The organism is Sorangium sp. So ce185 (assembly GCF_051526825.1).
GTDB classification, from domain to species: domain Bacteria; phylum Myxococcota_A; class Polyangia; order Polyangiales; family Polyangiaceae; genus Sorangium; species Sorangium cellulosum_D.
Map to the genome: position 1 here is coordinate 4935836 of NZ_CP150316.1, position 24032 is coordinate 4959867.

The following is a 24032-nucleotide window of genomic DNA, read 5'->3' on the forward strand; positions in this document are numbered from 1 at the left end:
CCGATGCAAGGCGGAGGGCGCGCGCCGCTCCCGCGAGCGCGCGCGGCGCGCGGAGGCAGCCGATGAGCCAGAACGTTTCCAGCCGGATCAGCGGGTTCTACAAGCGGTGCCTGGAGGACAGGCTCCGCGCGATCCAGGCGCTCGGGCTGCTCGACGAGGACGCGCTCGCGCACCTCGCGAGCGGGGGCGGGCTGCCGACGGCGGTGGCCGACCGGATGTGCGAGAACGTCATCGCGACGCACGCGCTCCCGCTGGGCCTCGCGCTGAACTTCCGCGTGAACCAGCGGGACGTGCTGGTGCCGATGGCGGTGGAGGAGCCGAGCGTCATCGCCGCGGCGTCGAACGCGGCGCGCATGGTCCGCCTGTCGGGCGGCTTCTCCGGCGAGGCGGACCCGCCGATCATGACCGCGCAGGTCCAGCTCGACGACGTGCCCGATGCGGAGGCGGCCGCGGGCCGGCTGGAGGCGGCGCGCGCGAGCCTGCTCGCCGCCGGCGACGCGGCGATCCCGAGGATGGTGGCGCGCGGCGGCGGCTGCCGCGACCTCGAGGTGCGCGTCCTGTCGGCGGAGCTCGGCGTGCTCGTCGTGCACTTCTACGTCGAGGTCGGCGACGCGATGGGCGCCAACCTGGTCGACACCGTGGCCGAGGCGGTGGCGCCGCTCGTGCAGCGGATCGCGGGCGGGACGATCGGCCTCCGGATCCTGTCGAACCTGACGGTCCGCCGCCTCGTGCGGGTGACGGCCACCGTCGCCGACGACGCGCTCGGCGGCGCGGACGTGGCGACCGGCATCGCGCGGGCGAGCCGCTTCGCGGAGCTCGATCCGTACCGGGCGGCGACCCACAACAAGGGCTTCATGAACGGGCTCGACGCGGCCGCGGTCGCGCTCGGGCAGGACTTCCGGGCGATCGAGGCGGGCGCGCACGCGTACGCGTCGATGAGCGGCCGGTACCGGCCGCTCAGCACGTGGGAGCGCGTCCCGGGCGGGCTCGTGGGTCGCGCGGAGCTGCCGCTCGCGGTCGGGACGGTGGGCGGCTCGACCGAGGTGCACGCCGGCGTGCGCGCCGCGCTGCAGCTCGTGGGCGCGAAGAGCGCGCGCGAGCTCGCGGTGGTGCTGGCCTCCGTCGGGCTCGCCTCGAACCTGGCGGCCCTGCGCGCGCTCGCGAGCGAGGGCATCCAGCGGGGCCACATGCGGCTCCACGAGCGGAAGCGCGCGCTCGCCGTCACGGCGCCGGGGGGCAGCGAGGCGGCCGCGCCGCCCGGCGACGGCAAGCGGTTCGCGCCCGAGCGGGCCGAGGCGCCGCGCGCGGTGCAGCAGGCGGAGGGCGGGACATGAGCCACACGGATCAGGGCGAGGCGCCGCGCGGCGGGCGCCGGTTCGGCACCGGCGAGATGTTCGACGGGATCGCCGAGCGGTACGACCTCTTGAACCGGATCATCTCGCTGGGGCTCGATCAGGGCTGGCGGCGGCGCGCGGTGCGCTCGCTCGAGCTCGCGCCCGGCGCGACGGTGCTCGACCTGGCGACCGGCACCGGCGATCTCGCGATCGAGATCGCGCGGGCGCACGACGTGAAGGTCGTCGGGGTCGACCCGTCGCAGGGGATGCTCGGCGTGGGCCGCCGGAAGGTGGAGGCGGCGGGGCTCGCCGGGCGGGTCGAGCTCGAGGTCGGCGACGCGGAGCAGCTGCGGTTCGGCGACGCGAGCGTGGACGCCATCTCGATGGCGTTCGGGATCCGCAACGTCCCGGACCGCGCCCGGGCGCTCCGCGAGATGGCGCGCGTCACGCGGCCGGGCGGGCGCATCGCGATCCTGGAGCTCAGCGAGCCGCGCGGCGGGATCATGAGCAAGCTCGCGCGCTTCCACATCCACACGGTCGTGCCGTACGTCGGCGGCGCGATCTCCGGGCGAGACGAGTACCGGTACCTGCAGGACTCGATCGCGAGGTTCCCTCCGCCGGACGAGTTCGCGGAGCTGATGCGGGGCGCGGGGCTGCGCGTGCTGCGCGTGGAGCCGCTGACGATGGGCGTCGTGTGCCTGTTCGTCGCGACGCCCGAGGGGGCCTGAGGTGCGCGCGCGCGCGGGCCTCCGGAGGCGGTGATGAGCGGCTCGAACCTCCACTCGGCCTGGGCGCAGCTGTTCGTCCGCGCGCTCTCGCAGGCCGGGGTGCGCGACGTGGTCCTCTGCCCGGGATCGCGCTCCACGCCGCTCGCGATCGCGGCGATGGAGAGCGAGGAGGTGCGCTGCCACAGCGTCGTCGACGAGCGCGCCGCGGCGTTCTTCGCGCTGGGGCAGGCGCGCGTCACCGGCCGGCCCAGCGCCTTCGTCTGCACCTCGGGCACCGCCGGCGCCCACGCGCTGCCGGCGATCATCGAGGCGCACCACAGCTTCACGCCGCTCCTCGCGATCACGGCCGACCGCCCGTGGGAGCTCGCCGACGCGGCGGCCTCGCAGACCATCGATCAGATGAAGCTCTTCGGGGACCACGTGCGCCACTTCGCCGAGCTCGGGCTGCCGGATCCGTCGCCCCTCGCGCTGCGCGCGGTGGCGCGCATCGCGGCGCAGGCGGCCCTGCGCGCGCTCGCGCCGACGCCCGGCCCGGTCCACATCAACGCGCGCTTCCGCAAGCCGCTCGAGCCGGTCGACGTGGCCGGGCCCGAGCCGTGGCAGGCCGAGTGGGAGGCGCTGATGCGCCGCGGCGGGCCGCGGGTCGTGCCGGCGCGCGCCGGGGTCGACGCGCGCGCGATCGAGGAGATCGCGGCGCGGTGCGCGCGCGCCGAGCGGGGGCTCATCGTGTGCGGGCCCGCCCCGAGCCGCGAGGACGACGCCCGCGCGCGCCGCGCGGTGCTCGCGCTGTCGCGGGCGACCGGGTTCCCGGTGCTCGCCGAGGGCACGAGCCAGATCTACTTCGGCGGCCTCGCCGAGGGGGTCGTGATGCCCGCCTCGTTCGACGCGTTCCTCCGCGCGCCCGAGTTCCGCGCGGCGAACGCGCCCGACCTCATCCTGGAGCTCGGCGCCCCGCCGACGTCGGCCGGGTACGCGACCTACATCGCCGAGCACGCCGGCTGCCGCCGGTTCGTGGTGGCCGCGCACGGCTGGAACGATCCGACGAGCGCCGCGGCCGCCCTCGTCATGGCCGAGCCCGCGGACGTGTGCGAGGCGCTCGCGGCGCGCCTCGGCGGGGCGGCGGTGGACCTCGGACGCGGGCGGCGGGGCTGGGCCGCGACGTTCGCGCGCGCCGGCGAGGCCGCGGCGGCGCAGGCGGCGCGCGCGTGCGCCGGGGACGAGCTCACGGAGGGCGCGGTCGCGCGGGCGGTGGCGAGCGCGTGCCCGGAGGGATCGCTGCTCGCGATCGGCAACAGCATGCCGGTGCGCGATCTCGACACGTACTGCCCCCCGTCGGCGCGCCCGCTGCGCGTCCTGCACCAGCGCGGGGCGAGCGGGATCGACGGCCTCGTGTCGGGGGCGGCCGGCGCCCGCGCGGTCGCGGCCGCGCCGGTCACGCTGCTGCTCGGCGATCTCAGCTTGCTGCACGACCTGACCGGGCTGCTCCTCGCCGCGCGGGCAGCGGGCGACGGCGGCGCGCCCCTCGTCGTCGTGGTGGTCCAGAACGACGGCGGCCGCATCTTCGAGCACCTCCCCGTCGCCAGGCGCGGCGCCGATCTGCTGGATCGGGGCTTCACCATGCCGCAGCACCTCGACTTCGCGCCCGCGGCGGCGATGTTCGGGATCGCGTACGAGCGCGCCGGCACCGCGAGCGGGCTCGCCGATGCGCTGGCCGCCGCGTACCAGCGGCCCGGCGCAACGCTGATCGAGGCGGTGGTGCCGCCTCACGACGGCGCCGCCCGCGTCGCGCGGCTCTGGTCCGACGTCCGCCGCGAGGTCGCCGCGCTGAGCAGCGCGCCGGCGGCGGAAGGGGCGGCGGCCGATCTCGAGCCTTCATGAGCGGCGCGCGCGCCGAGAACCCCGAGCTTGCCGAGAGGGATCCACGGTCATGAGCCAGAGCAACGCGAACAGAAGCCCCGCACCCGAGCCGCCCGCGCGCGAGGCGCCCGGCGAGGACAGCGCGCCGCGCTCGTGCCGTCGCGCCCCCGCGGGGGCGCGCGGCGCCCGCGAGCAGGGGAGGGGATCGTGAGCGCGGCGGCGGCCTCGCAGGCGGCCGGCGCGGCGGCCGCGGGCGGCGTGCGCCCCGGGTCGTTCCGGGCGTGGCTCCTCGCGTGCCGGCCGGCGACCCTCACCGCGGCGCTCGCGCCGGTGATGGTCGGGACGGCGGTCGCCTACGCGCTCGGCGGCATGCGGATCGGCCCGGCGCTCTCGGCGCTCGCGGGCGCGATGCTGATCCAGATCGCCACGAACTTCGCGAACGACGTCTTCGATCACGAGAAGGGCGCCGACACGCACGAGCGGCTCGGCCCCACCCGCGCGGTGCAGGCCGGGCTGCTCACGCCGCGGCAGGTGCGCGTCGGGCTGCTCGTCACGATCGTGCTCGCGCTGCCGTTCGGGGTGCACCTCGCGCTCGTCGGCGGGTGGCCCATCGTCGCGATCGGCGTCGCCTCGATCCTCTCCGGGATCGCGTACACCGGCGGCCCGTACCCGCTCGGCTACCACGGCCTCGGCGACGTCTTCGTGTTCGTGTTCTTCGGCCTCGTCGCCGTCTGCGGGACGGCGTTCGTCCAGCTCGGCTCGGTGCCGCCGCTCGCGTGGGCGGCCGCCGTGCCGGTCGGCGCCATCGCCACCGCCGTGCTCGTCGTCAACAACGTCCGCGATCGCGACACGGACGTCGTCGCCGGCAAGCGCACGCTCGCCGTCCGCTTCGGCCGCAAGGCGGGCGTCCTCGAATACGCGATGCTCCTCGCGGTCGCCTACGCGGTGCCCGTCGCCCTCGCCGTCGGCGAGGGCCGCCGGTGGACGCTCCTCGTCTTCGCCACGTTCCCGCGCGCCGTGCGCCTGCTCCGGGTGCTGGCGACCACCGACGGCCGGCCGCTCAACGAGTGCCTCGCCGGGACGGCGAAGCTGCTGCTCGCCTACGCGCTGCTCTTTTCGCTGGGCCTCGCGGCCCAGCTGCATGGGTGATGCGCGTCGCCGCCGCCAGCCTTGCGCCACGGGTCCTCGAAGGAGCGCGCAGGGGCCTCGTGCTGTCGCTCATCGACGACGAGGGGCGCGTCGGCCTGGGCGAGGCCACGCCGCTCCCCGGCTTCTCGCCCGATACGGCCGACGACGTCGAGCGCGCGCTCGCCGAGCTGCCCGGGGCGCTCGGCGCGATCGACCTGCCGGACGGGGACGCGGCCACGGCGGCGGCGCCCGCGATCCTGCGCGCGCTCGAGCCGCTGTCGTCGCGGCACCGCGGCCTGCCGGCGGCGCGCTTCGCCCTGGAGACGGCGCTGCTCGACCTGGTGGGCCAGCGCCTCGGGCTGCCGGCGTCGGCGTGCCTCGGCGGCCACCGGCGGCGCGCCGAGGTTCGGGTGAACGGGCTGCTCGCGACGTCGGCCGCCCTGCCGGAGATGCTGGGGAGCGCGCGCGCGCTCGTCGCGCGCGGCGTCCGCGCGATCAAGGTGAAGCTCCGCTCGCGCGGAGACGAGGGGTTCGCCCGCGATCTGGAGGCGCTGCGCGCGCTGCGGCGGGAGCACCCGTCGATCGAGCTCCGGCTCGACGCGAACGCGGCCTGGCCGCTCGACGACGCGCCCCGGCGGCTCGCCCTCCTCGCGCCGCTCGAGCCCCGCTTCGTGGAGCAGCCGGTCGCGCCGGAGCTCCTCCACCGCCTCGGCGCGCAAGCGGTCCCGTGGGCGGCCGACGAGTCGCTCGCCCTTGAGGGCATGCCGGAGCGCCTGCTCGACGCGCAAGGCTGCGCCGCGTTCATCCTGAAGCCGGCGGTGCTCGGCCTCCTGCGCGCGCACGACCTCGGCCGGAGGGCGCAGGAGCGCGGCCTCGGCGCCGTGGTGACTCACCTCTTCGACGGCCCCGTCGCGCTCGCGGCCGCGTGCGAGCTCGCGCTCGCGCTGCCGCGGCCGCCGCTCGCGTGCGGCCTCGACGTGCACGCGGGCCTCGCGGCGTGGCCCGCGATCCGGATCCCGCAGCTCCGCGAGGGCGGGTTGGTCGTGGCCAGCGATCGGCCTGGGCTCGGCGTCGGACCATGGACGGCCTGAGCCTCCTGGAGGCCGCGCGCGACCCCGCGGTCGCCGTGCGGACGGCGCTCGTCCACGGCGGCTCCGAGGCGGACGCGCCGCGCGAGATCGACCTCCCCGGCCTCGGCGTCGGCCCCGGCGGCGTCCTCCGCTTCGGCGACCTCGCGCCCGCGGTTGCGGCCGTGTGCTCCCGGCTCGCCCGCGCCGGGATAGGTCAGGGCGCTCGCGTGGCGCTCGTCGCCCCGAACGCGATCGGGACGGTCGTGGTCCTCCACGCGCTGCTGGCGCTCGGCGCCGTCATCGTCCCGATTCACCCGCGGCTCACGGACGGCGAGGCGAGCGTCCTCGTCGACGACGCGCGCCCCGACCTCGTGCTGCGCGAGCCCGCGCTCGCCGCGCTGCTCCGCGACGCCGGGCCGGAGCTCGCCGCGCTCCCCGATCGCGCGCCGCGCGCCGCCGAGGCGGCCGGCGTCCCGCCGCCGGATCCCGCCGGCGATCTCGCGATCGTCTACACCTCGGGCACCACGGGGCGCCCCAAGGGCGCGGTGCTGCCGCGCCGCGCGTTCCTCGCCGCCGCCGCGGGGAGCGCGGCCAACCTCGGCGTGCGCGACGACGATCGCTGGCTGCTCTGCCTGCCGCTCTGCCACGTCGGCGGCCTCTCGATCGTGACGCGCTGCCTGCTCGCGCGGCGCGCCGTCATCCTCGCGCCCCGCTTCGACCCCGCGTCGGTGCTCGCCTCGATCGTCCGCGACCGCGCGACGCTGCTCTCCGTGGTGCCGACGATGCTGCTCGCGCTCCTCGAGGCCGATCGCGACAACGTCCTCGCCCGGCTGCGCGCGGTGCTGGTCGGCGGCGCGGGCGCCCCGGAGAGGACGCTCGACGAGTGCGCGCGCCGCGGGGTCCCGGCGCTCACCACCTACGGCCTCACCGAGGCGTGCTCGCAGGTCACCGTGCAGCGCCCGCGCGATCCGCGCGCCCGCGAGCCGGGCTCCGGCGCGCCGATCGACGGCGTCGAGCTGCGCGTCGAGGGCGCCGGCGGCGACGGCGTGGGCCGCATCGAGATCCGCGGCCCGGTGCTGTTCCGCGGCTATTACCGCGGCCCGGGGCGCCCGCCGGAGCTCCTTGTCGACGAGGGCGGGTGGTTCAGCACCGGCGACCTCGGCGCGCTCGACGCCGCCGGGCGGCTCCACGTCGCCGCGCGCCGGAGCGATCTCATCGTGACCGGCGGCGAGAACGTCTACCCCGCCGAGGTGGAGCAGGTCCTCGCGTCCTGCGCCGGCGTCGCGGGCGCGGTGGTGTTCGGCGTGCCGGACGAGCGGTGGGGCCACGTCGTCGCGGCGGCGATCGTCCCCGACCAGGCCGCGCCCGCAGCGCCGGGCGGCGCCGCGCTCTCGCCCGCGCTGCTCGACGACCTCGCGGCCGTCGTCGCGGCGCGGCTCGCCCCGCACAAGCGCCCGCGGCGCCTCTGCGCCGTCGCGGCGCTCCCGCTGACCGCGGCCGGCAAGCTCGATCGCCTCGGCGCGGCGGCGCAGCTCGCGGCCGCGCTCGCGCCGTTCCCGGCGCGGTAGCGGGAGAGCGCGGTGCCGGCAGCCGCGCTCGCGGCGATCACCCGAGCGCGCGGCGCAGATCGTCCGGGAGCGGGCACGGGACGAAGCGCGCGCCGTCGATGCACACGTGCACCGTCTGCCCGACGGCGGCGATCCCGCCCGCGGTCGTCACGCGGTAGCCCACCGTGAACGAGGTGTCGCCGAGCTTCGGGGCGAGCACCTCGACCTCGATCGCGTCGCCGAACCGGAGCGGCAGCAGGTAGTCGGCCTCGGCGTGGACCAGCGGCAGCTTGATCGCGCCGCCGGCGATGAGGGCGGGCAGATCGATGCCCCGCTCCCTCAGCGCGATCATGTACGCGTCGCTGAAGTATTCGAGGACCCGCGGGTAGAAGACGATCCCGGCGGCGTCGACGTCCTGGAAACGCACGGCGCGGCGCTCCACGGCGAGGCGGGGCGCGGTCTGCTTGAGCTCATCGACGCTGAAGGCGCGCTTCATCGCGCCGCAGGCTAGCGCAGGACGCGCCGCGCGCGTCACGAGGAGAGCGCCGCGCGTCACGAGGAGAGCGCCGCGCGTCGCGAGGAGAGCGCCGCGCGTCGCGAGGAGAGCGCCGCGCGCGTCACGAGGAGAGCGCCGCCCGTGCCCGCGGACAGCCGACCCGGCTCCGCGCGACGGTTCGTCCCTTTCTGCTCGCCGCCGCCCGTTTCGCGGTCCATGCTCGCCCCCGATGGCTGACCGATGTCCCGGCGGCCTCGGGGCCGGGTCCCGCAGGCTGGGCCCCGCCGCCGCGAAGGATCGCGACACGAGCGCGGCGCGACGCCTCGATGCCGGGGCGCCGCGCGCCCGCGGCGCGGCTTGCGCGCTCGCTTGCCTCCTGGCCGCTGGCCTCGCGGCGGCGTGCGAGCCTGCGCCGACGTCGCCCCCGGCGCCGACGCCCTCCCAGAGCCCGCCCGTCGCTCCGCTCGCGGCGCTGCCGCGGCCCGCGGTCGCGGAGACGCAGGCGCCCACCGGCGCGGCGCACGCGTCGAACCCGCTCGGCCTCCCGGCGTCCCCGCTCAAGCTCGATCCAGGCCGCCGCGTCTTCACCGTCTCGGAGCGGATGCTCGCCGGCGCCAAGCTCGGCTCGACGCTCGTGCTCTACGCGGCCACCGTGGTCGGCTTCGAGGGCGACGATCTCATCGTCGAGGGGCGGGGCGGGCCGTCGTACAAGGTCCACCCGGGCTACGTCGTCCCCGTGCCCGACGCGCCGCGCCTCCGGCCCCACGAGCCGGTGCTCACGGAGTGGAACGGGGTGATGAAGCACGGCGTCGTCACCCGCTTCGTGAAGGACAAGATCGAGGTCCGCTACACCGACATGGATCCGCGGACCCCGCTCGCGCAGCTCAAGGGCGTCCGCTTCGTCGTGCAGACCGAGGGGCTCGCGCCCGGCAACTTCGCCGCATGGAAGGATGGCGAGACGTGGCGCCACGTGCTCCTCGTGTCGCGGCTCGGCGGCCCTCCGGCCGAGTCGGGCGCCGTCCTGACGTCGCTGCCCAGCAGCTCGGCGCGGTGGTTCGCCCTCGGTTACGGCGGCGCCGCCCTGCTCGCCGACGAGTCGGCGCTGCGCCCGATCCCGGTCAAGCCGCGCCTCAAGCTCGGGGCGAGCGTTTGGGCCGAGTGGGTCGGCGCGCTGCGCCCCGCGGTGGTGCAGAGCGCCGAGGAGACAGGCCTGTACACCGTCAAGTTCGAGCGCGCCGGGCGGCCGGTCACGCTCGGCTGGGGCCTGCTCACGCCGCCGCTCGAGCCGTAAGCCGCGAGGGCGCCGCTCGGGCGACCGCGTCGCGCGACGCGCGCCCGGGCCGGACCGGCGAGCCGCCGCGCGTCACCCGCCTCGTCCGGCAGAGCGGCGGGGAAGCGGCCCAGAGGCGCGCTCGAAACGCCGTGCGAAGACGCCGGCGCGCGGCGCGGGTGCGCAACACCCTACGCGTTTTCGCCCGATATGGAGAGTGGTAAGCGCCGTAGGATGGATCTCAAGAGCGCCTGGCTGGCGACGCGCCACTGGGTCCCTTTCTCCCTCAGGACCATGGCTTACGGCACGGTGTCGCTGACGCTGGGCCCGCTCACGCCGCAGCGCTCGGCGAGCCTCTGGGCGATGCGCCGCTGGTGCCAGGCGAGCGCGCGCGGGCTCGACATCGAGATCCAGGCGAGCGGCCTCGAGAACGTCCCCCCCGGGGTCTTCGTCTACTGCTCGAACCACCAGAGCGTGCTCGACATCCTGGTGCTCGGCGCGGTGCTGCCGGGCGACTTCAAGTGGGCGGCCAAGCGCTCGCTCATGAAGATCCCGTTCCTCGGCTGGCACCTCAAGCTCGCGGGCCACGTGCCGGTGGATCGCACGGTCGGCTCGCGCGCCGCGGTCGAGGCGATCGCGCGATTCGAGCAGGTGCTCCGGAACGGCAAGCCGCTGCTCGTGTTCCCGGAGGGGACGCGGAGCGAGGACGGCGTGCTCCGGCAGTTCAAGAACGGCGGCTTCTATGCCGCCGTCCGCGCCGGCGTGCCCGTGGTGCCGGTCGTCATCGAGGGCACGCACCTGCTCATGAAGAAGGGGGCGATCGACATGGGCGACGGCACGATGCGGATCGTCCGCGTCCGGGTCGGCGCGCCGATCGCCGTGCGCCCGGACGGGCGCGAGGGGGCGCGGGTGAACGACCTGCGCGATCGCACCCACGCCGCGGTGAGCGAGCTCCTCCGGTCGATCGGTGGTCGCGTCGAGGCGCCGGCCGGCGCCTCGGCCGCCTCGGAGCCGCCGGCGGGCGGCGCCCAGACCGAGCAGGCGCCCGGCTGACGCGCCGGATCAGTCGCAGAGGCTGGGGAGCTCGTCGATCTCGGCGAGCAGATCGCCGTAGTCGTCGATGCGTCGGCCTCCGAGGAGGTCGTCGTCGAACTGGTAGAACACGCGCCGCGTGAGGGGCGTCACGCCGGCGTTGTGGTAGGCCTCCGCGTCGGTCTCCGTGTTGCCGAACGCCCACGCGGGCACCATTTCCCTCCGCTCGAAGAGCTGCTCCAGCTCGGCCGTCTTGTACTCCGCGGCGGCGTCGCCGATCGCGCCGGTCAGGCCGAGGGTGGTGTGCACGACGCCGGGCGGGAAGCCGTAGGCCTCGAGGAAATCGCGGGTGCGCTGGACGAGCCATTCCGGTCGCGCCGTCAGGTACATCGGGCGGTAGCCCTTCTCCACGAGCCGGTGGAACGCCGCCGCGGCGTGCGGGTGCGCGTCGGGCAGCTGGCCGAGCAGGAGCGAGGTGAACTCCTCCGTCTCCGTGCCGGTCAGCGTCCCGTCGACGTCGCTCACGAACATCGGGGCGCCGCGGGGGACGACCTCGATGAAGAGATCGGCGCTCGACAGGTCGCCGCGGACGACCATGTGGATCCGGTGCCTGCCCACGCCGAGCCGCTGCGCCGCCGGGATCTGGAAGTAGACGCGGCCGCCGGCGTCGCTCACGCCCTCGACCTCGGGGTGCGTCGAGTCCGCTTCCGTCGTGGTCGCCGCGCCGAGGCGCTCCCACGCGCCGCCGCAGCCGCGGAGCAGGTAGATGTCGACCCGCTCGCCCTTCAGATCCTTGTCCGTGACCCCGTAGGCGAACTTGCCGATGATCCACTGCGGGTCATCCGGGGTCAGGAAGAGATCGCGCCCGCGGTGGTTGGGGCTCCCAGCTCCGGCGATGATGTACGACGACACGTGATCCCACGCGAGCTCCTCGCCCGGATCCGGCGGCTCGGCATCGCACCGCGGCGGCAGGTCGCACAGGGCGCCCAGCGGCCCGCCGCCGCTCGATGAACCGCCGCCCCCGCCGCTCGCGAGGTGGCCGCCGTTACCCCCCTGGCCGTCGTCGCCCCCGCCGCCGTCGTCGCCCCCGCCGTCGTCGCCGCCCCGGCCGTCGTCGCCCCCGCCGTCGTCGTCGCCGCCGCCCTGGCCATCGCCGCCGCCCTCGCTCGAGGAGCCGCCCGGCGGCTCGTCGCTCGGCGTCCACCCGAGCGTCGCGTCGGCCGATCCGCAGCCGATCGCGAGCGCTGTTGTCGCCATGACAAGAAGGATCCTGGTCTGCATCGCGCCCGAGTGTGACCGAGTCGGCCCCGTTAGAACAGCGGCCTCTCCGGCCCCCGACGCACCCCGCGCCGGATCGCGCTCGCCCCTTGCGCGCGGGCCTGACTCCGGGCAATCGTAGCTGCCCCAACGATGCCCAAGCCCAACCCGAAGGTGCTGCTCCGCCACGCCGGCGACTACCTCAAGGCTCACCCCGAGGAGGTCGTGAGGGCGCTGCGCGGCGCGCTCGGCCTGCGCTTCGGCGTCCCGATCGATGCGCTGCGCTATCTGGCGCGGGAGCTCAGCGGCGGGAAGCGCGCGCCCAAGGACATCGTGATCGAGGCCGCGCCCCCCGGCCTGCGCCTCGCGCTCACCGTGAAGGCCATGGGCGCGCCGATCCGGGCCTCGTTCGCCGTCTACGCCGAGGAGCTCGACGTGCGCGCGGACGCCATCCGGGTCGGCCTGCGGATCGCCGACCTCAAGCTCCACGTGATGGGGGACGAGAGCTCGCCCATCGCCGGGCTTATCAACTCGGGGGCGATCGATCTCAACAAGCCCGGCAACCTCGTCTCCTTCATCCCCAACCGGCCCGCCGCGCTGATCGAGGGCAAGGACGACAGGATCACCCTGGATCTGCTCAAGATTCCCGCCGTGGGCGGCAATCCGACGGTCGCGCGGGCGCTGCGCATCTGCGCGCCGGTGCTCGGTGTTCGTGCGCTGAAGACCAAGGATGACCACCTGGACGTGCACCTCAAGGCCACCCCCTCCGGCGTCCCCGCCGCCATCGCCGCGGCGCGCGCCGGCGTCTGAGGCTCTTTCCGGTCGGGGTTGTCGCCCGCTAGACTTCACCGTGCATGTCTCGGCTCCCCGAGCCCGCGCCGGCCGCGCTCTCGCTTCAGTTCCTTGCAGAGATCGCGTCCGGAGCGACCACCCGCGTTGATCTCTGCAGGTCGGTAGGTCCGCACCGGCCAGGGGAGCTGCTCGCCGTCAAGCGGCTGCACCCGCACTACGCCGGGGACACGGCGGTGGCCACGCGGTTCTTCGACGAGGTGCGCACCACCGCGGCGCTCAAGCACCCGAACGTCGTCGAGGTCGCCGGCTGGGGGACCGACGAGCAGGGCTCGTACTTCGCCGTCGAGCTCGTGCAAGGCGTGAGCCTCGCGCGGCTCATGAAGACCGTCTTCGACACGGGCGAGGTCTTCTCCGAGCGGCTCGTCGTCTACATCGGCGCGACGCTCTGCCGCGGGCTCGGCGCGGCGCACGAGCTCCGCGCGCCGAGCGGCGAGCTGCTCAACCTCGTGCACCGCGATCTCACGCCGGGCAACGTGCTCGTCGGGTTCCAGGGCGAGGTGAAGATCGCCGACTTCGGGCTCGCCAAATCGTCGCTCCGCGTGATGACCACGGCCGTCGGGGCGCGCCGGCGCGTGACGACGTACATGGCGCCGGAGCAGGCCCGCGGGGGCTCCGCCGACAGGCGCTCCGATCTGTTCTCGCTCGGCGTCGTGCTGTTCGAGCTCTTCTCGGGCAAGCACCCGTGGCCGTCGTCGAGCGACTACGAGCTCTTGCGCAACATGACGACGCAGCCCGCGGCCGACCTGCGGGAGCTCCGGCCGAAGATCGACAAGGAGCTCGTGGCGATCGTCATGGGCTGTCTCGAGCGGGACCCGGCCTCGCGCTTCCAGAGCGCGGACGAGATCTTCGCGCGGCTCGAGGGCTGGCTGCGCAGCCACGGGTACCTCGAGGGGAACGAGGAGGCGCTCGGCCGGTTCGTGCGGCGCAACGCCATGAGGCAGATGCGCTGGTTCGAGCGCGCAGTCTCCGGCGGCTTCGCCGGGATGGCCAAGGCGCCGCGCCCCTCGCTCTCGGCCGCGACGGCGATCCCGCGCCGGCCCGCCGCCGCGCGGGACCGGGGGGCGAGCGCCCCCGACCGGCTCCGCCCGAGCGGCGCGGCGCCCGGCCGCGAGGACGATCCGACCGACGTCGAGGCGGGCGACGCCGTCACGCCGTCGCCGCTCACGGCGATCCCTGGCTCGCGCGGCACGGACACGGCGTACGTCAGCTCGCGGCGGCGCGGGGCGCTGCCCTCCGAGACGGCCGACGAGAAGACCGTCGTCGTCGGGAGCAACGGCCGCGGGCGCGGCGACCCGGCGTCCAGCAGCTCGAGCGGCGGGCGGCAGCGCGGCAGCCAGCCCTCGTACGGCTCCATCACCGCGCAGGACGCCGAGCCGCGCCCGATGTCCGGGGCGACGCCGACGTACGCCGAGCCGCCGCCCTCGATCACCGCCGCGGCCGCGTTCTCCGTGGGGCACGACGCCGGGGCTGCTCCTCTGGCCCGCGGCGCGCCAGAGGGCGCGAGGCAGCTCCACGCCGAGGTCGATCGGCTCACGACCGAGGCGATCCGGTTCCGCGAGGAGGCGCGCTTCGCCGTGGCGCAGGCCGAGCGCAAGCTGGCGCTGGCCAAGGTGGCGGCGCACGTGTCCGAGGTGGCCGCCGACGCGCTGCGCCTCTCCGCGAGCGCCGGCGCGGAGAGCGCGTCGCGCCGCCTCGACGAGGCGCTCGCGCTCGAGCGGGCGATGCACAAGGTGATGTCGGCGCCGCTCACGCTCGCGCCCGAGGCGACCGCGCTGCCGGTCGCGTGGGGCAACGAGCAGCAAGCCATCCTTGCCCAGCTCGGCCTCGAGCACCTCGGGTCCCCCGCGGCGCCGCGGCCCCCGGACCTCGGCGCGCCCCCTCCTGCGGCGCCCCTCGACGCCGTCGCGGCGCCGGCCGTCGCGGCCCCGCAGCTCGCGATCGCGGCCAGCGCGAGCGGCGGCGCTGCGGGCGCGCCGGCCGCCGCCGTCGCCGCCCCGGGCGGCGCGTCCGGCCCTGACGCGCCGCCGATCCCGCCGAGCTCCGTGGACTCGGTCGCGTTCCAGGCCAGCCTCCGGCCGATGCTCCTCGGGGTGCCGCGCGCGCTCGCCCTCGCGGTCGCCGCGGCGGCCTTCATGGCGTTCGTCCTCTTGGCCTGGCTCTACTCCTGACGCGCCTCTCGCGCGGGCGCGCTGCGCCGAGACGTCGCTTGATCCCGGCGGGGCACGGCGGCTACCGTCCTAGGATCATGAGCGAGCAAAGCGACTGGGTGCTGATCGGCCTGGACGAGAACACGGCGCGCCGGCAGGGGCTCCCCGCGCGCATGCCGGTGCCCCGGGGCGAGTTCGAGGGGCTCGCCGACAAAGGGCTCAGCATCGACGCCGCCCGCAAGTGGATCAAGGACTTCCTCACGAACTCCGAGGCCGGCAAGAGCGGCGTCTGGCGCAAGCAGAACAGCGCGCTCGTCTCGCAGCTCGAGGCCTTCCTCGACAAGGCGCCGGTCTGGGAGCGCGCGCAGAAGGCCTTCGGCGAGCGCGACTACGAGAAGGCGATCTCGGCGCTCAAGCGCATCGTCACCATGGACCCCGACGACCACGCCGCGCGGCTGAACCTCGCCTCGGCGCAGGCCAACATGGGCGACCACCCCGCGGCGCTGAAGAGCTTCCAGGCGATCCGGAAGACGTTCCAGGGGGACGCCGACTACCACGTGGCGGTCGGGCAGGTGCACCTGGCGATGCAGAAGAAGGACGCCGCCCTCGACGAGATGGTGCTCGCGCTCGAGGCGAAGCCCGACTGCCAGCCGGCGCTCGACGCGATGGTGCAGCTCGGGGTCCTCGTGCCGATCTACGAGAACCCGCGCGACGCGGCCTCGCTCGTCTACGTGCGCTCCGACGCGGTGCTCGACTACCTGACCGGCCAGTGGGACGCGGCGCCGCGCGACAGCGCCTTCTACCTCGAGCAGCTCGCCTACCACGAGCGCGAGCTCCGCCACGACATCGCGCTGGCCGCCGCCGACCGCGCCGTCGCCGTCGCGGGCGAGGGCGACCGCGTCGAGCGGGCGCACCTCGCGCGGATCGCCGCCCTGCGCGCGCTCGGGCGCACCGACGAGGCGCTCGCCGCGGCCGAGGCGTTCGTGAAGACGGCGCCGTCGTCGTCGGGCGCGTGGGTCGAGCTCGCGAAATGCCTCTCCCAGGCCGGCCGCGGCGAGGAGGCGCCCGCCGCGATCGAGCGCGCGCTCGAGAGCGACCCCGGCGATCTCGCCGCGCTCTCGCTCCGGTTCTGGCCGAGCGACCCCGCCGACATCCTGAAGGTCAACGAGGCGATCCCCGCGCTCGCCGCCTTCGTCGCCGCGCACCCCGACAGCGCGGGCGCGCGCCGCTCGCTCGCCCGCGCCGAGCTCGTCGCGGGCCGGATCGACGACGCGCTCGCCGGCTTCGCCGCGGCTGTCGCGCTCGCGCCCGGGGACGACGACCTCCGCGCCGAGTACTGGAGCGAGCTCGGCAAGCAGCAGCGGTACCAGGAGATCATCGCCGACGCCGCGAAGCTCTCGGATCTCTCGAAGCGCGACTGGAAGCTGCGCTGGAACGAGGCCGAGGCCTACGCCGCCCTCGGCAAGAACATCGAGGCGCGCGCCGCGTTCTCGGCCATCAACTTCGACGAGTCGCTGCACGTCGACGTGCGCCGCCGGGCCAAGCGCGCCGTCAAGACGATGGACGAGACGCCGCCGGTCGCGCCGTGACGCCGGGGCGGCGGCGCGCGCTCAGAGCGAGCCGGAGACGCCGAGCCCGAGGGTGTCGCCGGTGACGATCGGCTTCACGGAGAGGGAGACGTCGTTGCGGACGAGCTTCTGCTGCGGCGCGGCGAGGCCGCCGATGAACATGCCGACGCCGGCGGCCTGCGCCAGCCCGTCGACCATGAGGACGAAGATCCCGCCGCCCTTCGCGTCGGCGGTGCCGATCGTGATGAACGGCCCGGCGACGGGGATGTAGAGCGGGATGTAGCTCTCCCCGGTGCCGCCGGTCGCGCGATCCGCGCTCTCCGCGACGAGCCCGACCATGGCCGAGAGGAGGTACGTGACGCCGAACGTCACGGCGCCGCCGATGACCAGGCCGCGGCGCGCCCTCTCCTCGACGTGGTAGCCCTCGGGGACGGCCTGCCCCTCCTCGTAGTTCATGATCCTCGGGCCGACCGGGTACCCGGTGGAGGTCTGGGCGTATCCGGGCGGCGGGGCGTACCCGGGAGGGGGGTACCCAGGCGGCGGGTAATAGCCGGGCTGCTGCCCGTAGGAGGCAGGTGCGCCGTACGGCGGGGGGGCGCCATAGGGCGCGGCCTGCGGCTGCGCGCCGGCAGGGTCGTCCGCCGACTGCGCGAAGGCGGCGGGTGCGCTGAGCAGGAGTGCGGCGAGGGATGCTGCGCTGGCGAGGAGGGCTCGCGAGGGGTGCGCGGAGCCGCCCTGTCCGGGATGGATGTGCATGGTCTACGACGCTAACGCAGCTCGCGCGCAAAGGTCCAGACGAGCGCAGGACGCCGCTCTTCCGCGCGCGGTCCCGGGCGGAGCGGGCCGCGCGGCGGGCGCGTCGGGGCGGCGCCGCGGTGGGCGCGTCGGGCGGCGCCTAGGCGCGTGTGCGCGCGTGCTCCAGCGGCTGGGCCCCGAGCGCGCCGCCGTCCCTGCGCGGCTCGAGTGACGGCGCGGGGTGATCCTCGAGGAGCCGCGGGGTCTCTCCCGTGATCAGCCGCGAGGCGCGCTCGTAGGTCAGGTACGACAGGGCCCACGAGAACAGCACCAGGAACCGGCTGCGGAAGCCGATGAGGAACAGGACGTGGACGAAGAGCCACGCGAGCCACGCCAGGAACCCGGAGAGCTTCACCTTGCCGAAGTCGGCGACCGCGGCGGCCCGCCCGATCGTCGCCATCGAGCCCTTGTCGCGGTACCGGAACGGCAGCCGCGGCTGCCCCCGAACGGCGCGCGCGACGTTGCGCGCGGCGTGGCGCCCCTCCTGGATCGCCGCCGGCGCCACGCCTGGCACCGGCTTCCCGTCCTCCTGCTTCAGCGACGCGAGGTCGCCGATGACGTAGACGTCCTCGTGGCCGGGCACGGTCAGGTCCGGCTCCACCAGCACGCGCCCTGCCCGGTCGAGCGGCACCCCGAGGCTCCGGGCGAGGGGCGAGGCGGCCACGCCGGCCCCCCAGAGCACGGTCTTCGCCTCGATCCGCTCGTCGCCGATCGAGACCCCGTCCTCGTCGATCCCGGTGACGAGGCAGCGCGTCCGCACCTCCACGTTGAGCGCCACGAGCTGCGCGCGCGCCTTCTCGCCGAGCTCGGGGACGTACGACGGCAGCACCTGCCCGGCGCCCTCGACGACGACGATGCGCGCGTCGCGCGGGTTGATGCGCCGGAACTCGCGCACGAGCGTGTGCCGCGCGAGCTCCGAGAGCGCCCCGGCGAGCTCCACGCCGGTCGGGCCCGCGCCGACCACCACGAACGTCATCCAGGCCTTCCGCCGCGCCGGATCGGTCTCGCGCTCGGCCGCCTCGAAGGCGAGGAGGACGCGCCGCCGTATCTCCAGCGCATCCTCGACGGTCTTCAGCCCGGGCGCGAACGGCGCCCACTCGTCGTGCCCGAAATAGGAGTGCGACGCCCCGGCGGCCACGATCAGCTTGTCGTAGCCGATCTCGCCGTCCTCGAAGATCACCCGCTTGCGCGCCGGATCGATCGCCGTCACCTCGGCGAGGAGCACGCTCGTGTTCTTCTGCTTGCGGAGCACGCGCCGGATGGGCGCGGCGATGTCGCTCGCGTTCAGGCCCGCGGTCGCGACCTGATACAGGAGGGGCTGGAACGTGTGGTGGTTCCGCCGGTCGATCACGGTCACCCGCACCGGCTCGCGCCGGAGCGTCCGCGCCGCGTAGAGACCGCCGAAGCCGGCACCGATGATGACCACGTGCACCATGCCGTGGCCCTGGTTCACGTGAGCTGCCTCAGCAAGCGGCAATACAGAAGATCGCGCGCTTTGACTCTGGACGTGCACGTCGCCTGTTCATCCAGGCGCGGGGTGGGCGGAGAGGACGGCCGCTCGCGGGGATCGCTCGCCGGCGGTGCCTGCGTTTGGGTGCCTGGCGGCGACAGCGCGCTGCGGCCGACCGGCCGGTACGTGGGCGGCTAGCTCGGCGCGTCTGGCGGGCCGAGCTACTGGACCGCTCTGCCCTGAGCGATCCACTTGTTCATGAAGACGGCGCTCTCTTCCCACCCCTGCCGCAGCTCCTTCTCAGCGCTGCTCTCGAGCAGGCCGCCGACGCCGAACACCTTCGCTTCGATGAAGATCTCGGCGATCCGACGCACCTTGTTGTCGCCGATCGCCTCGACGCGCACCACGCCCTCGTTGCGCATCTTGTCGGCCAGGGTGCTTGGCGTCAGCTTGAAGGTCCACACCTTGGTGGCCTTGTTCAGCTTGCCTTCCTCGGTATAGCGGAAGCCGGAGCCGAGCAGCTTCTCCACGGGACCTGGCAAATTCATCTTCGGCTTCCCGGCCGACCTCCGGATGATCTCCGTCTCCGTCTCGACCTGCTCCGTGATGGTGTACTCGGGAAATCCGAGCTCCTTCCGGTAAAGCTCCTCGTTGAAGGTCTTGTCCAGGAACAGCTTCCAAAAGGTGTCGACGTTGCAGTTGATCTCGTTCGTGATGGTGAACTTGCCCATGGATCGTTCCTTTGCGGTGCGGGTGAGGTCTTGCTTCGCGTTTACCGCAGCCCGTCCGTGGCGTCCACGCCTCGCCCGAAGCCACGGAGCCCAGGATCTGGGATGACGGTGTGTCCGTCTTGGCCGTGCGCACATCGCGCCCGCGGCTCCGAGCGCGAGCGCGACCGAGCGCCTTAGCGCGAGCGCGACCGAGCGCTTTGGCGCGAGCGCGACCGAGCGCTTTGGCGCGAGCGCGACCGAGCGCTTTGGCGCGAGCGCGACCGAGCGCTTTGGCGCGAGCGCGACCGAGCGCTTTGGCGCGAGCGCGACCGAGCGCTTTCATGCGGCGGCGCGCGGCGGACGCGCGAATCACTCCCGGGCGCGAAGCGTTGTGGACGCTCGCGCCGCGCGGTGCGGAGAGCGGGCCGCGGGCTTCCAACGCTTCCGTATCCGTGCAAACATCTTCATGCTGTGACGTGCATCCTCGTCATCGATGACGACACCGCGATCCGAGGCATGTTTGCCCGCGCGCTCCGCCCGCTCGGCGACGTCGAGGAGGCGAACGGCGGGGCGCCGGCGCTGCGGCGGCTCGGCGCGCGCAAATTCGATCTCGTGGTGCTCGACCTGCACATGCCGGGGGTCGACGGCTTCAGCGTGCTCGAGTCGCTCTCGGCCAAGGGAGCGCTGAACCGGGACACGCCCGTCTTCGTCGTCACCGCCGACGAGTCGCAGCAGGCGCGCATCCGCGCGCTCCGGCGGCACGCGATCTTCCTGCTCTCGAAGCCGGTGAACCTCGCAATGCTCGTGTCGCTCGCGGAGTCGTCCCTGAAGAAAGCCGCGTCCCGCGCGACGCCGGTCCCCGACAAGCCTGCGTCCCGCGCGACGCCGGTCCCCGACAAGCCTGCGTCCCGCGCGACGCCGGTCCCCGAGAGGCCGCAGGCCGACAGGGCGAAGAAGGACTGAGCGCGCCCGCCGCGGCGAGGCGCGTGGCGCCGCGCGGACACGCGGCGCTGGCGAAGAGCTGAGCCGCGCCCGATCGGGCGGCGCTACCGTGGCGCCAGGTCGAGAGGGGGCGGCGAGGCCGGCCCAGCCGGCCGCGGCGGAGGCGGCGTGGGGCGGGGCGGGTTCGGCCGCCATGCAGGCTGCACCGGAGGCTGCTGCGCGGCCGACCCCGTGACGGGCGGCGGCACCGTCCCCGGAGCGCGCGGCGCGGGGGCGACCGGAGGCGACGGATACGGCGTCGCCGGCGCGGGCGCGGCGCCGCCGGGCCCGTACGCCGGCTGCCCGCTCGGGAGCGGCGCGGCGGCATCGGCGGGGGCCGCGGCGTCGGCGGGGACCGCGGCGTCGGCGGGGACCGCGGCGTCGGCGGGGACCGCGGCGTCGGCGACCGTGTCGGCCGGGGCGGCGGCGTCGGCGGCCAGCTCGGCCGCCTCGGTCGGGGCGGCGGCGTCGGCGACGGCGCCGCTCACGGGCGTTACGGCCGGCGCGGGCGCCGCCGCCGTCGCCGCGTCCGGCGCCGCCGCGCCGGCAGAGGTATCGGGCGCAGCCGGCGCCGGCCCGGACGCGCTGGGGCGCGCGAAGGGCAACGTCAGCGAACCGAGCCGCAGGCCGCCGGAGCGCTGGACCAGCAGGAACGCCGCCGCGGCGAGGCCCAGGACGACCAGCGTGAGCAGCGCCACGCGGACGAACGAGCCTCCCTTCGCCGGAGCCGGGCGCGGTCGCTGCTCGGGCATCGGCGCGACCGCGCCCGCAGGCCCGTTCGCGTGCGCCGCGCCGACGTGCAGCGGGCCCCCGTGCCCCGCCGGACCCGCGTGCGCCGCCGGGCGGCCCGGGGGCACCGGCGGCGAACCCAGGGGCAGCGGAGAGAGCCCCGCCGCGAACTCGAGCGGCGAGCTCGTCGCGTCCGGGTGCGACTTCCGGGTCGCGTCCGGGTTCGACTTGCGCGTCGGATCGGGGTTCGACCGGCGCGAGCTGGTCGGCCCCGACATGCGCGAGCTCGCGGGCCCGGACATGCGCGAGCTGGCCGGCCCCGACATGCGCGAGCTCGCGGGCCCGGACATGCGCGAGCTGGCCGGCCCCGACATGCGCGAGCTCGCGGGGCCGGCGGACGGCGGCGCCGCGTCGCCCGCGTCCTCCGACGCCTCCGGCCCGTCCTGCAGGATCGGCAGCATGGAGATGCGCCGGAGCATCACCTCGGTCGCGTCCTCCGGGCGCGCGGCCTGCGGCTTGTGCGGGTGGGCGCGCTCGGCGAGGATGCGGTCGAGCTCCTCGATCGCCTGGTCGATCCGCTCCTTGCGCGCCTCGGCGACCCCGGGGAGCAGATCGCGGACGAGCTGGCCGACCTGCTTGTCGCTGTAGCTCTCGCCGACGGCGAGGCTCACCTGCTCGAGATCGCGGCGCAGCTCCGCGGCCGACTGGTACCGGTCGTTCGGGTTCTTGGCGAGCGCCCGCATGATGATGCGATCGAGCTCCGGGTGGACCTCGGGCATGATCTCGCGCGGCGGCTGCGGGTTGCGGTTGGCGATCTGCTGCATCGCCTCGAGCGGGCCCTTGCCGCGGAACGGCGTGTGACCCGTCACGAGCAGGTAGAGCAAGACGCCCATGGAGAAGAGATCGCTCCGGCGGTCGAGCGCCCCGCCCATCACCTGCTCGGGCGAGAAGTACCCCGTCTTGCCCTTGATCGCGCCGACGCGGCTGATCTGCGCGCGCGCCCGCGTCTTCGCGACGCCGAAGTCGACGACCTTGACCATGCCGTCGAACGTCACCATCACGTTCTCCGGCGTGACGTCGCGGTGGATGAGGTTGAGCAGCTCCCCCGTGTCGTCGCGGACCTCGTGCGCCGCGTGCAGGCCGGCGCACGCGTCGATCATCACGTGGAGCACCCAGCCGAGCGGCAAGAGCGCGCGCTTCGCCTTCTGGTTCGAGAAGATCTTCGCGATCGGGGCGCCGTCGATCCACTCCATGGCGAGGTACGGCCGATCGCGGACCTCGCCGTACGCCAGGATGTGCACCACGTTCGGGTGGAGGATGCGCGACGCGGTGCACGCCTCGTCGAGGAACATCGCGCGCGCGTCGTCGTCCCCCCGCATCGCGTCCGACAGCAGCTTGACGGCGACGATCTGGACGGTGCCGTTGGGGCGGCGGAGCCGCGCGGCCCAGACGGCGGCCATGCCGCCCACGGCCGCAGGAAACAGCAGCTCGTAGGGGCCGATCGTATCGCCCGGCTGGAAGTTACCGGGGTCGTCGTCGTTCCAATCACTCCACGGATCTTTGGCCACGCGCTCCCCCACCATGTCGGAAGACGTGCAGCGCGACAAGACCTGGCGCTCGGCCCCGCCTCACCGCTCCGCTGCGCCGCCGGTGTCAGGCCCGGCGACGCTCGCCTACCATGCGCTCGAGCCGCCCGAGCGCCCGGACGAGGACGTCCTCGCTCGGGCCGAACGAAAAGCGGACGTGGTGACGGAACCGTGACGGCCGCCCCGCCCGGCGCTTGCCCGGGTTGACGTCGAAGAACTCGCCCGGCACGACGATGACCCGCTCCCCGAGCGCCGCCCGGAAAAAGCCGTGGCCGTCCGACAGTCCCGGCGGAAGGTCGGCGACCGAGCCCCAGACGTAGAACGTGCCCTCGGGCGCCGCGTCGACGGTGACGCCGATCTTGCGCAGCCCCGCCAGCATGAGCTCGCGCTTCCGCGAGAACGCGCGGTGGATGGCCGTCGTCTCGGCGCGGGTGTGCTCGATGGTGAGCAGCTCTGCCGCGGCGCGCTGCATCGGCTTCGAGCCGCCGCCGTCGAGGAAGCTGCCGGCGCTCGCCACCGCCTCGATGACCTCGCGCGGCCCCAGGGTCCAGGTGACGCGCCAGCCGGGGTAGCGCCAGTTCTTCGTCAGGCCGTCGAAGAGCACCACCGGATCGCGGTCGACCTCCTCGACGTACCGCGCGGCGCTCTCCATCGGGGCGACGTCGCCCATGCCGTAGACGTAGTGCGAGTAGAACTCGTCGAGCAGGAGCGCGCAATCGAGCTCCTTCGCGGTGCGCACCCACGCGGCGAGCTCCTCGCCGCGCACGTGCTTCCCGGTCGGGTTGCAGGGGTTCGACGCGAGGATGGCGCTCAGGCCGCGGCCGAGGATCTCGCGGCGGAGGTCGCCGACCGAGAACGAGTAGCCCCGCTCGCCCTCGAGCAGGATCGGGATCGGCGAGAACAGCCGGAAGACGTCGAGCAGCTCCTCGTACGCGGTGTAGTCGGGCAGGAAGTGGCCGAGGTTGATCTGCCCGAGCGCCGCCGCGGCGCGGGTGAGGGCGATGCGGCCGCCGCCCGACACGGCGACGTTCTCGGCCGTGTAGCGCGACGGCATGCCCCGCCGGTACGCGCGGTTGTACAGCGACGCGATCGCCTCGCGCAGCTCCCACAGGCCCGCCACCGGCGCGTACTCCTGGTCGTCGCCGGCGATCGGCACCGCCGCGCAGCGCTCGGGCGCGCCCGGGAGCGGGCCGGTCTCCGGCTGGCCTTGCCCGAGGTTGCACCAGCCGTCGGCCCCCTCGTCGGCGCCGGGCTTGGAGGGACCCGCGAACGCGGAGTCCCGACCCGGGTTAAAGCCGAGGCGCGCCGCCTCGGTCGTCACGTAGATGACGCCGGTCCGCGGGACCTTCCGGAAGGCGTGGACCGCCCGCTCCTCGACGCGCCGGGGCGGCGCGGGGACCGGCGCCCCGGGGTCGCTCGGACGGCCCTCGTCTCCGTGGAGGTCGCCAGGCTCTTCAGGATGCTCTCGCTCTACGTCCGTCATCGTTCGATTGTC

Annotated in this window: 19 protein-coding genes; 12 read left to right on the forward strand and 7 right to left on the reverse strand. The window is 75.0% G+C overall.

Annotated elements, in window-relative coordinates; genetic code table 11:
• The first annotated feature begins 62 nt into the window (after positions 1 to 62).
• The 6 genes from WMF26_RS18140 (at position 63) to WMF26_RS18165 (ending at position 7685) form a co-directional block, all read left to right on the forward strand.
• Positions 63 to 1334, forward strand: coding sequence for a hydroxymethylglutaryl-CoA reductase, degradative (locus tag WMF26_RS18140; protein ID WP_438001338.1), 1272 nt, complete (start codon positions 63 to 65; stop codon positions 1332 to 1334).
• Entirely contained in the window at positions 1331 to 2062 is a 732-nt protein-coding gene (gene ubiE, locus WMF26_RS18145) for a bifunctional demethylmenaquinone methyltransferase/2-methoxy-6-polyprenyl-1,4-benzoquinol methylase UbiE (protein ID WP_437947390.1), read from the forward strand. The genes WMF26_RS18140 and ubiE overlap by 4 nt, the downstream gene beginning before the upstream one ends.
• Positions 2063 to 2095: 33 nt before the next feature.
• Complete coding sequence (menD, locus tag WMF26_RS18150) at positions 2096 to 3940, forward strand: 2-succinyl-5-enolpyruvyl-6-hydroxy-3-cyclohexene-1-carboxylic-acid synthase (RefSeq protein WP_438001339.1); 1845 nt, start codon at positions 2096 to 2098, stop codon at positions 3938 to 3940.
• 186 nt (positions 3941 to 4126) lie between these two features.
• On the forward strand, positions 4127 to 5068 hold the full coding sequence (locus WMF26_RS18155; protein WP_438001340.1) for a 1,4-dihydroxy-2-naphthoate polyprenyltransferase: 942 nt from the start codon (positions 4127 to 4129) through the stop codon (positions 5066 to 5068).
• A gap of 59 nt (positions 5069 to 5127) precedes the next feature.
• The gene (locus tag WMF26_RS18160; RefSeq protein WP_438001341.1) at positions 5128 to 6138 is read left to right on the forward strand and encodes a mandelate racemase/muconate lactonizing enzyme family protein; all 1011 of its coding nucleotides are present in this window, start codon (positions 5128 to 5130) and stop codon (positions 6136 to 6138) included.
• Entirely contained in the window at positions 6126 to 7685 is a 1560-nt protein-coding gene (locus tag WMF26_RS18165) for an AMP-binding protein (RefSeq protein ID WP_438001342.1), read from the forward strand. The genes WMF26_RS18160 and WMF26_RS18165 overlap by 13 nt, the downstream gene beginning before the upstream one ends.
• 37 nt (positions 7686 to 7722) lie before the next feature.
• Here the strand turns inward: WMF26_RS18165 and WMF26_RS18170 are convergent, their stop codons facing one another.
• Complete coding sequence (locus WMF26_RS18170) at positions 7723 to 8160, reverse strand: acyl-CoA thioesterase (RefSeq protein ID WP_437320544.1); 438 nt, start codon at positions 8158 to 8160, stop codon at positions 7723 to 7725.
• 229 nt (positions 8161 to 8389) lie between these two features.
• On the opposite strand from WMF26_RS18170, the gene WMF26_RS18175 reads away from it, so the two are divergent.
• Both WMF26_RS18175 and WMF26_RS18180 read left to right on the forward strand, forming a co-directional pair.
• Positions 8390 to 9451 (forward strand): hypothetical protein, encoded by a 1062-nt coding sequence (locus tag WMF26_RS18175; RefSeq protein WP_438001343.1) that lies wholly within the window; start codon positions 8390 to 8392, stop codon positions 9449 to 9451.
• A gap of 213 nt (positions 9452 to 9664) precedes the next feature.
• The gene (locus WMF26_RS18180) at positions 9665 to 10483 is read left to right on the forward strand and encodes a lysophospholipid acyltransferase family protein (protein WP_438001344.1); all 819 of its coding nucleotides are present in this window, start codon (positions 9665 to 9667) and stop codon (positions 10481 to 10483) included.
• 9 nt (positions 10484 to 10492) lie between these two features.
• Here the strand turns inward: WMF26_RS18180 and WMF26_RS18185 are convergent, their stop codons facing one another.
• Positions 10493 to 11719 carry a lipin/Ned1/Smp2 family protein gene (locus WMF26_RS18185; protein ID WP_438001345.1) on the reverse strand — a complete coding sequence of 409 codons (1227 nt, stop codon included), beginning with the start codon at positions 11717 to 11719 and terminating at the stop codon, positions 10493 to 10495.
• Between the two features lie 153 nt (positions 11720 to 11872).
• Here WMF26_RS18185 and WMF26_RS18190 point away from each other — a divergent pair, with 153 nt between their 5' ends.
• From WMF26_RS18190 to WMF26_RS18200, 3 genes are all read left to right on the forward strand, one after another.
• A complete protein-coding gene (locus WMF26_RS18190) occupies positions 11873 to 12529 on the forward strand; it encodes a hypothetical protein (RefSeq protein WP_438001346.1) in 657 nt (218 codons plus the stop codon).
• A 44-nt stretch (positions 12530 to 12573) separates the two neighbouring features.
• A complete protein-coding gene (locus tag WMF26_RS18195) occupies positions 12574 to 14739 on the forward strand; it encodes a serine/threonine protein kinase (protein ID WP_438001347.1) in 2166 nt (721 codons plus the stop codon).
• Between the two features lie 77 nt (positions 14740 to 14816).
• Positions 14817 to 16307, forward strand: coding sequence for a tetratricopeptide repeat protein (locus WMF26_RS18200; RefSeq protein ID WP_438001348.1), 1491 nt, complete (start codon positions 14817 to 14819; stop codon positions 16305 to 16307).
• A 21-nt stretch (positions 16308 to 16328) separates the two neighbouring features.
• Here WMF26_RS18200 and WMF26_RS18205 read toward each other — a convergent pair whose 3' ends face one another.
• The 3 genes from WMF26_RS18205 to WMF26_RS18215 form a co-directional block, all read right to left on the reverse strand.
• Positions 16329 to 17042 carry a hypothetical protein gene (locus tag WMF26_RS18205; RefSeq protein ID WP_437338269.1) on the reverse strand — a complete coding sequence of 238 codons (714 nt, stop codon included), beginning with the start codon at positions 17040 to 17042 and terminating at the stop codon, positions 16329 to 16331.
• Between the two features lie 139 nt (positions 17043 to 17181).
• Positions 17182 to 18516 (reverse strand): NAD(P)/FAD-dependent oxidoreductase, encoded by a 1335-nt coding sequence (locus tag WMF26_RS18210; RefSeq protein ID WP_438002419.1) that lies wholly within the window; start codon positions 18514 to 18516, stop codon positions 17182 to 17184.
• A gap of 236 nt (positions 18517 to 18752) precedes the next feature.
• Complete coding sequence (locus WMF26_RS18215; protein WP_061628829.1) at positions 18753 to 19262, reverse strand: DUF2505 domain-containing protein; 510 nt, start codon at positions 19260 to 19262, stop codon at positions 18753 to 18755.
• Between the two features lie 450 nt (positions 19263 to 19712).
• Between WMF26_RS18215 and WMF26_RS18220 the strand changes: the two genes are divergently transcribed.
• Positions 19713 to 20204: a response regulator gene (locus WMF26_RS18220; RefSeq protein WP_437338271.1), complete on the forward strand. Its 492-nt coding sequence runs from the start codon at positions 19713 to 19715 to the stop codon at positions 20202 to 20204.
• Between the two features lie 83 nt (positions 20205 to 20287).
• Here WMF26_RS18220 and WMF26_RS18225 read toward each other — a convergent pair whose 3' ends face one another.
• Complete coding sequence (locus WMF26_RS18225; RefSeq protein ID WP_438001349.1) at positions 20288 to 22519, reverse strand: protein kinase domain-containing protein; 2232 nt, start codon at positions 22517 to 22519, stop codon at positions 20288 to 20290.
• 85 nt (positions 22520 to 22604) lie between these two features.
• Positions 22605 to 24020 carry a pyridoxal phosphate-dependent aminotransferase gene (locus WMF26_RS18230; protein ID WP_437338273.1) on the reverse strand — a complete coding sequence of 472 codons (1416 nt, stop codon included), beginning with the start codon at positions 24018 to 24020 and terminating at the stop codon, positions 22605 to 22607.
• Positions 24021 to 24032: the final 12 nt, after the last annotated feature.

Bases quoted from the DNA above. Each gene is read 5' to 3' on its own strand.
- WMF26_RS18140 (WP_438001338.1), top strand. From the start codon at position 63: ATGAGCCAGAACGTTTCCAGCCGGATCAGCGGGTTCTACAAGCGGTGC.
- ubiE (WP_437947390.1), top strand. From the start codon at position 1,331: ATGAGCCACACGGATCAGGGCGAGGCGCCGCGCGGCGGGCGCCGGTTC.
- menD (WP_438001339.1), top strand. From the start codon at position 2,096: ATGAGCGGCTCGAACCTCCACTCGGCCTGGGCGCAGCTGTTCGTCCGC.
- WMF26_RS18165 (WP_438001342.1), top strand. From the start codon at position 6,126: ATGGACGGCCTGAGCCTCCTGGAGGCCGCGCGCGACCCCGCGGTCGCC.
- WMF26_RS18170 (WP_437320544.1), bottom strand. From the start codon at position 8,160: ATGAAGCGCGCCTTCAGCGTCGATGAGCTCAAGCAGACCGCGCCCCGC.
- WMF26_RS18175 (WP_438001343.1), top strand. From the start codon at position 8,390: ATGGCTGACCGATGTCCCGGCGGCCTCGGGGCCGGGTCCCGCAGGCTG.
- WMF26_RS18180 (WP_438001344.1), top strand. From the start codon at position 9,665: ATGGATCTCAAGAGCGCCTGGCTGGCGACGCGCCACTGGGTCCCTTTC.
- WMF26_RS18185 (WP_438001345.1), bottom strand. From the start codon at position 11,719: ATGGCGACAACAGCGCTCGCGATCGGCTGCGGATCGGCCGACGCGACG.
- WMF26_RS18190 (WP_438001346.1), top strand. From the start codon at position 11,873: ATGCCCAAGCCCAACCCGAAGGTGCTGCTCCGCCACGCCGGCGACTAC.
- WMF26_RS18195 (WP_438001347.1), top strand. From the start codon at position 12,574: ATGTCTCGGCTCCCCGAGCCCGCGCCGGCCGCGCTCTCGCTTCAGTTC.
- WMF26_RS18200 (WP_438001348.1), top strand. From the start codon at position 14,817: ATGAGCGAGCAAAGCGACTGGGTGCTGATCGGCCTGGACGAGAACACG.
- WMF26_RS18205 (WP_437338269.1), bottom strand. From the start codon at position 17,042: ATGCACATCCATCCCGGACAGGGCGGCTCCGCGCACCCCTCGCGAGCC.
- WMF26_RS18210 (WP_438002419.1), bottom strand. From the start codon at position 18,516: ATGGTGCACGTGGTCATCATCGGTGCCGGCTTCGGCGGTCTCTACGCG.
- WMF26_RS18215 (WP_061628829.1), bottom strand. From the start codon at position 19,262: ATGGGCAAGTTCACCATCACGAACGAGATCAACTGCAACGTCGACACC.
- WMF26_RS18230 (WP_437338273.1), bottom strand. From the start codon at position 24,020: ATGACGGACGTAGAGCGAGAGCATCCTGAAGAGCCTGGCGACCTCCAC.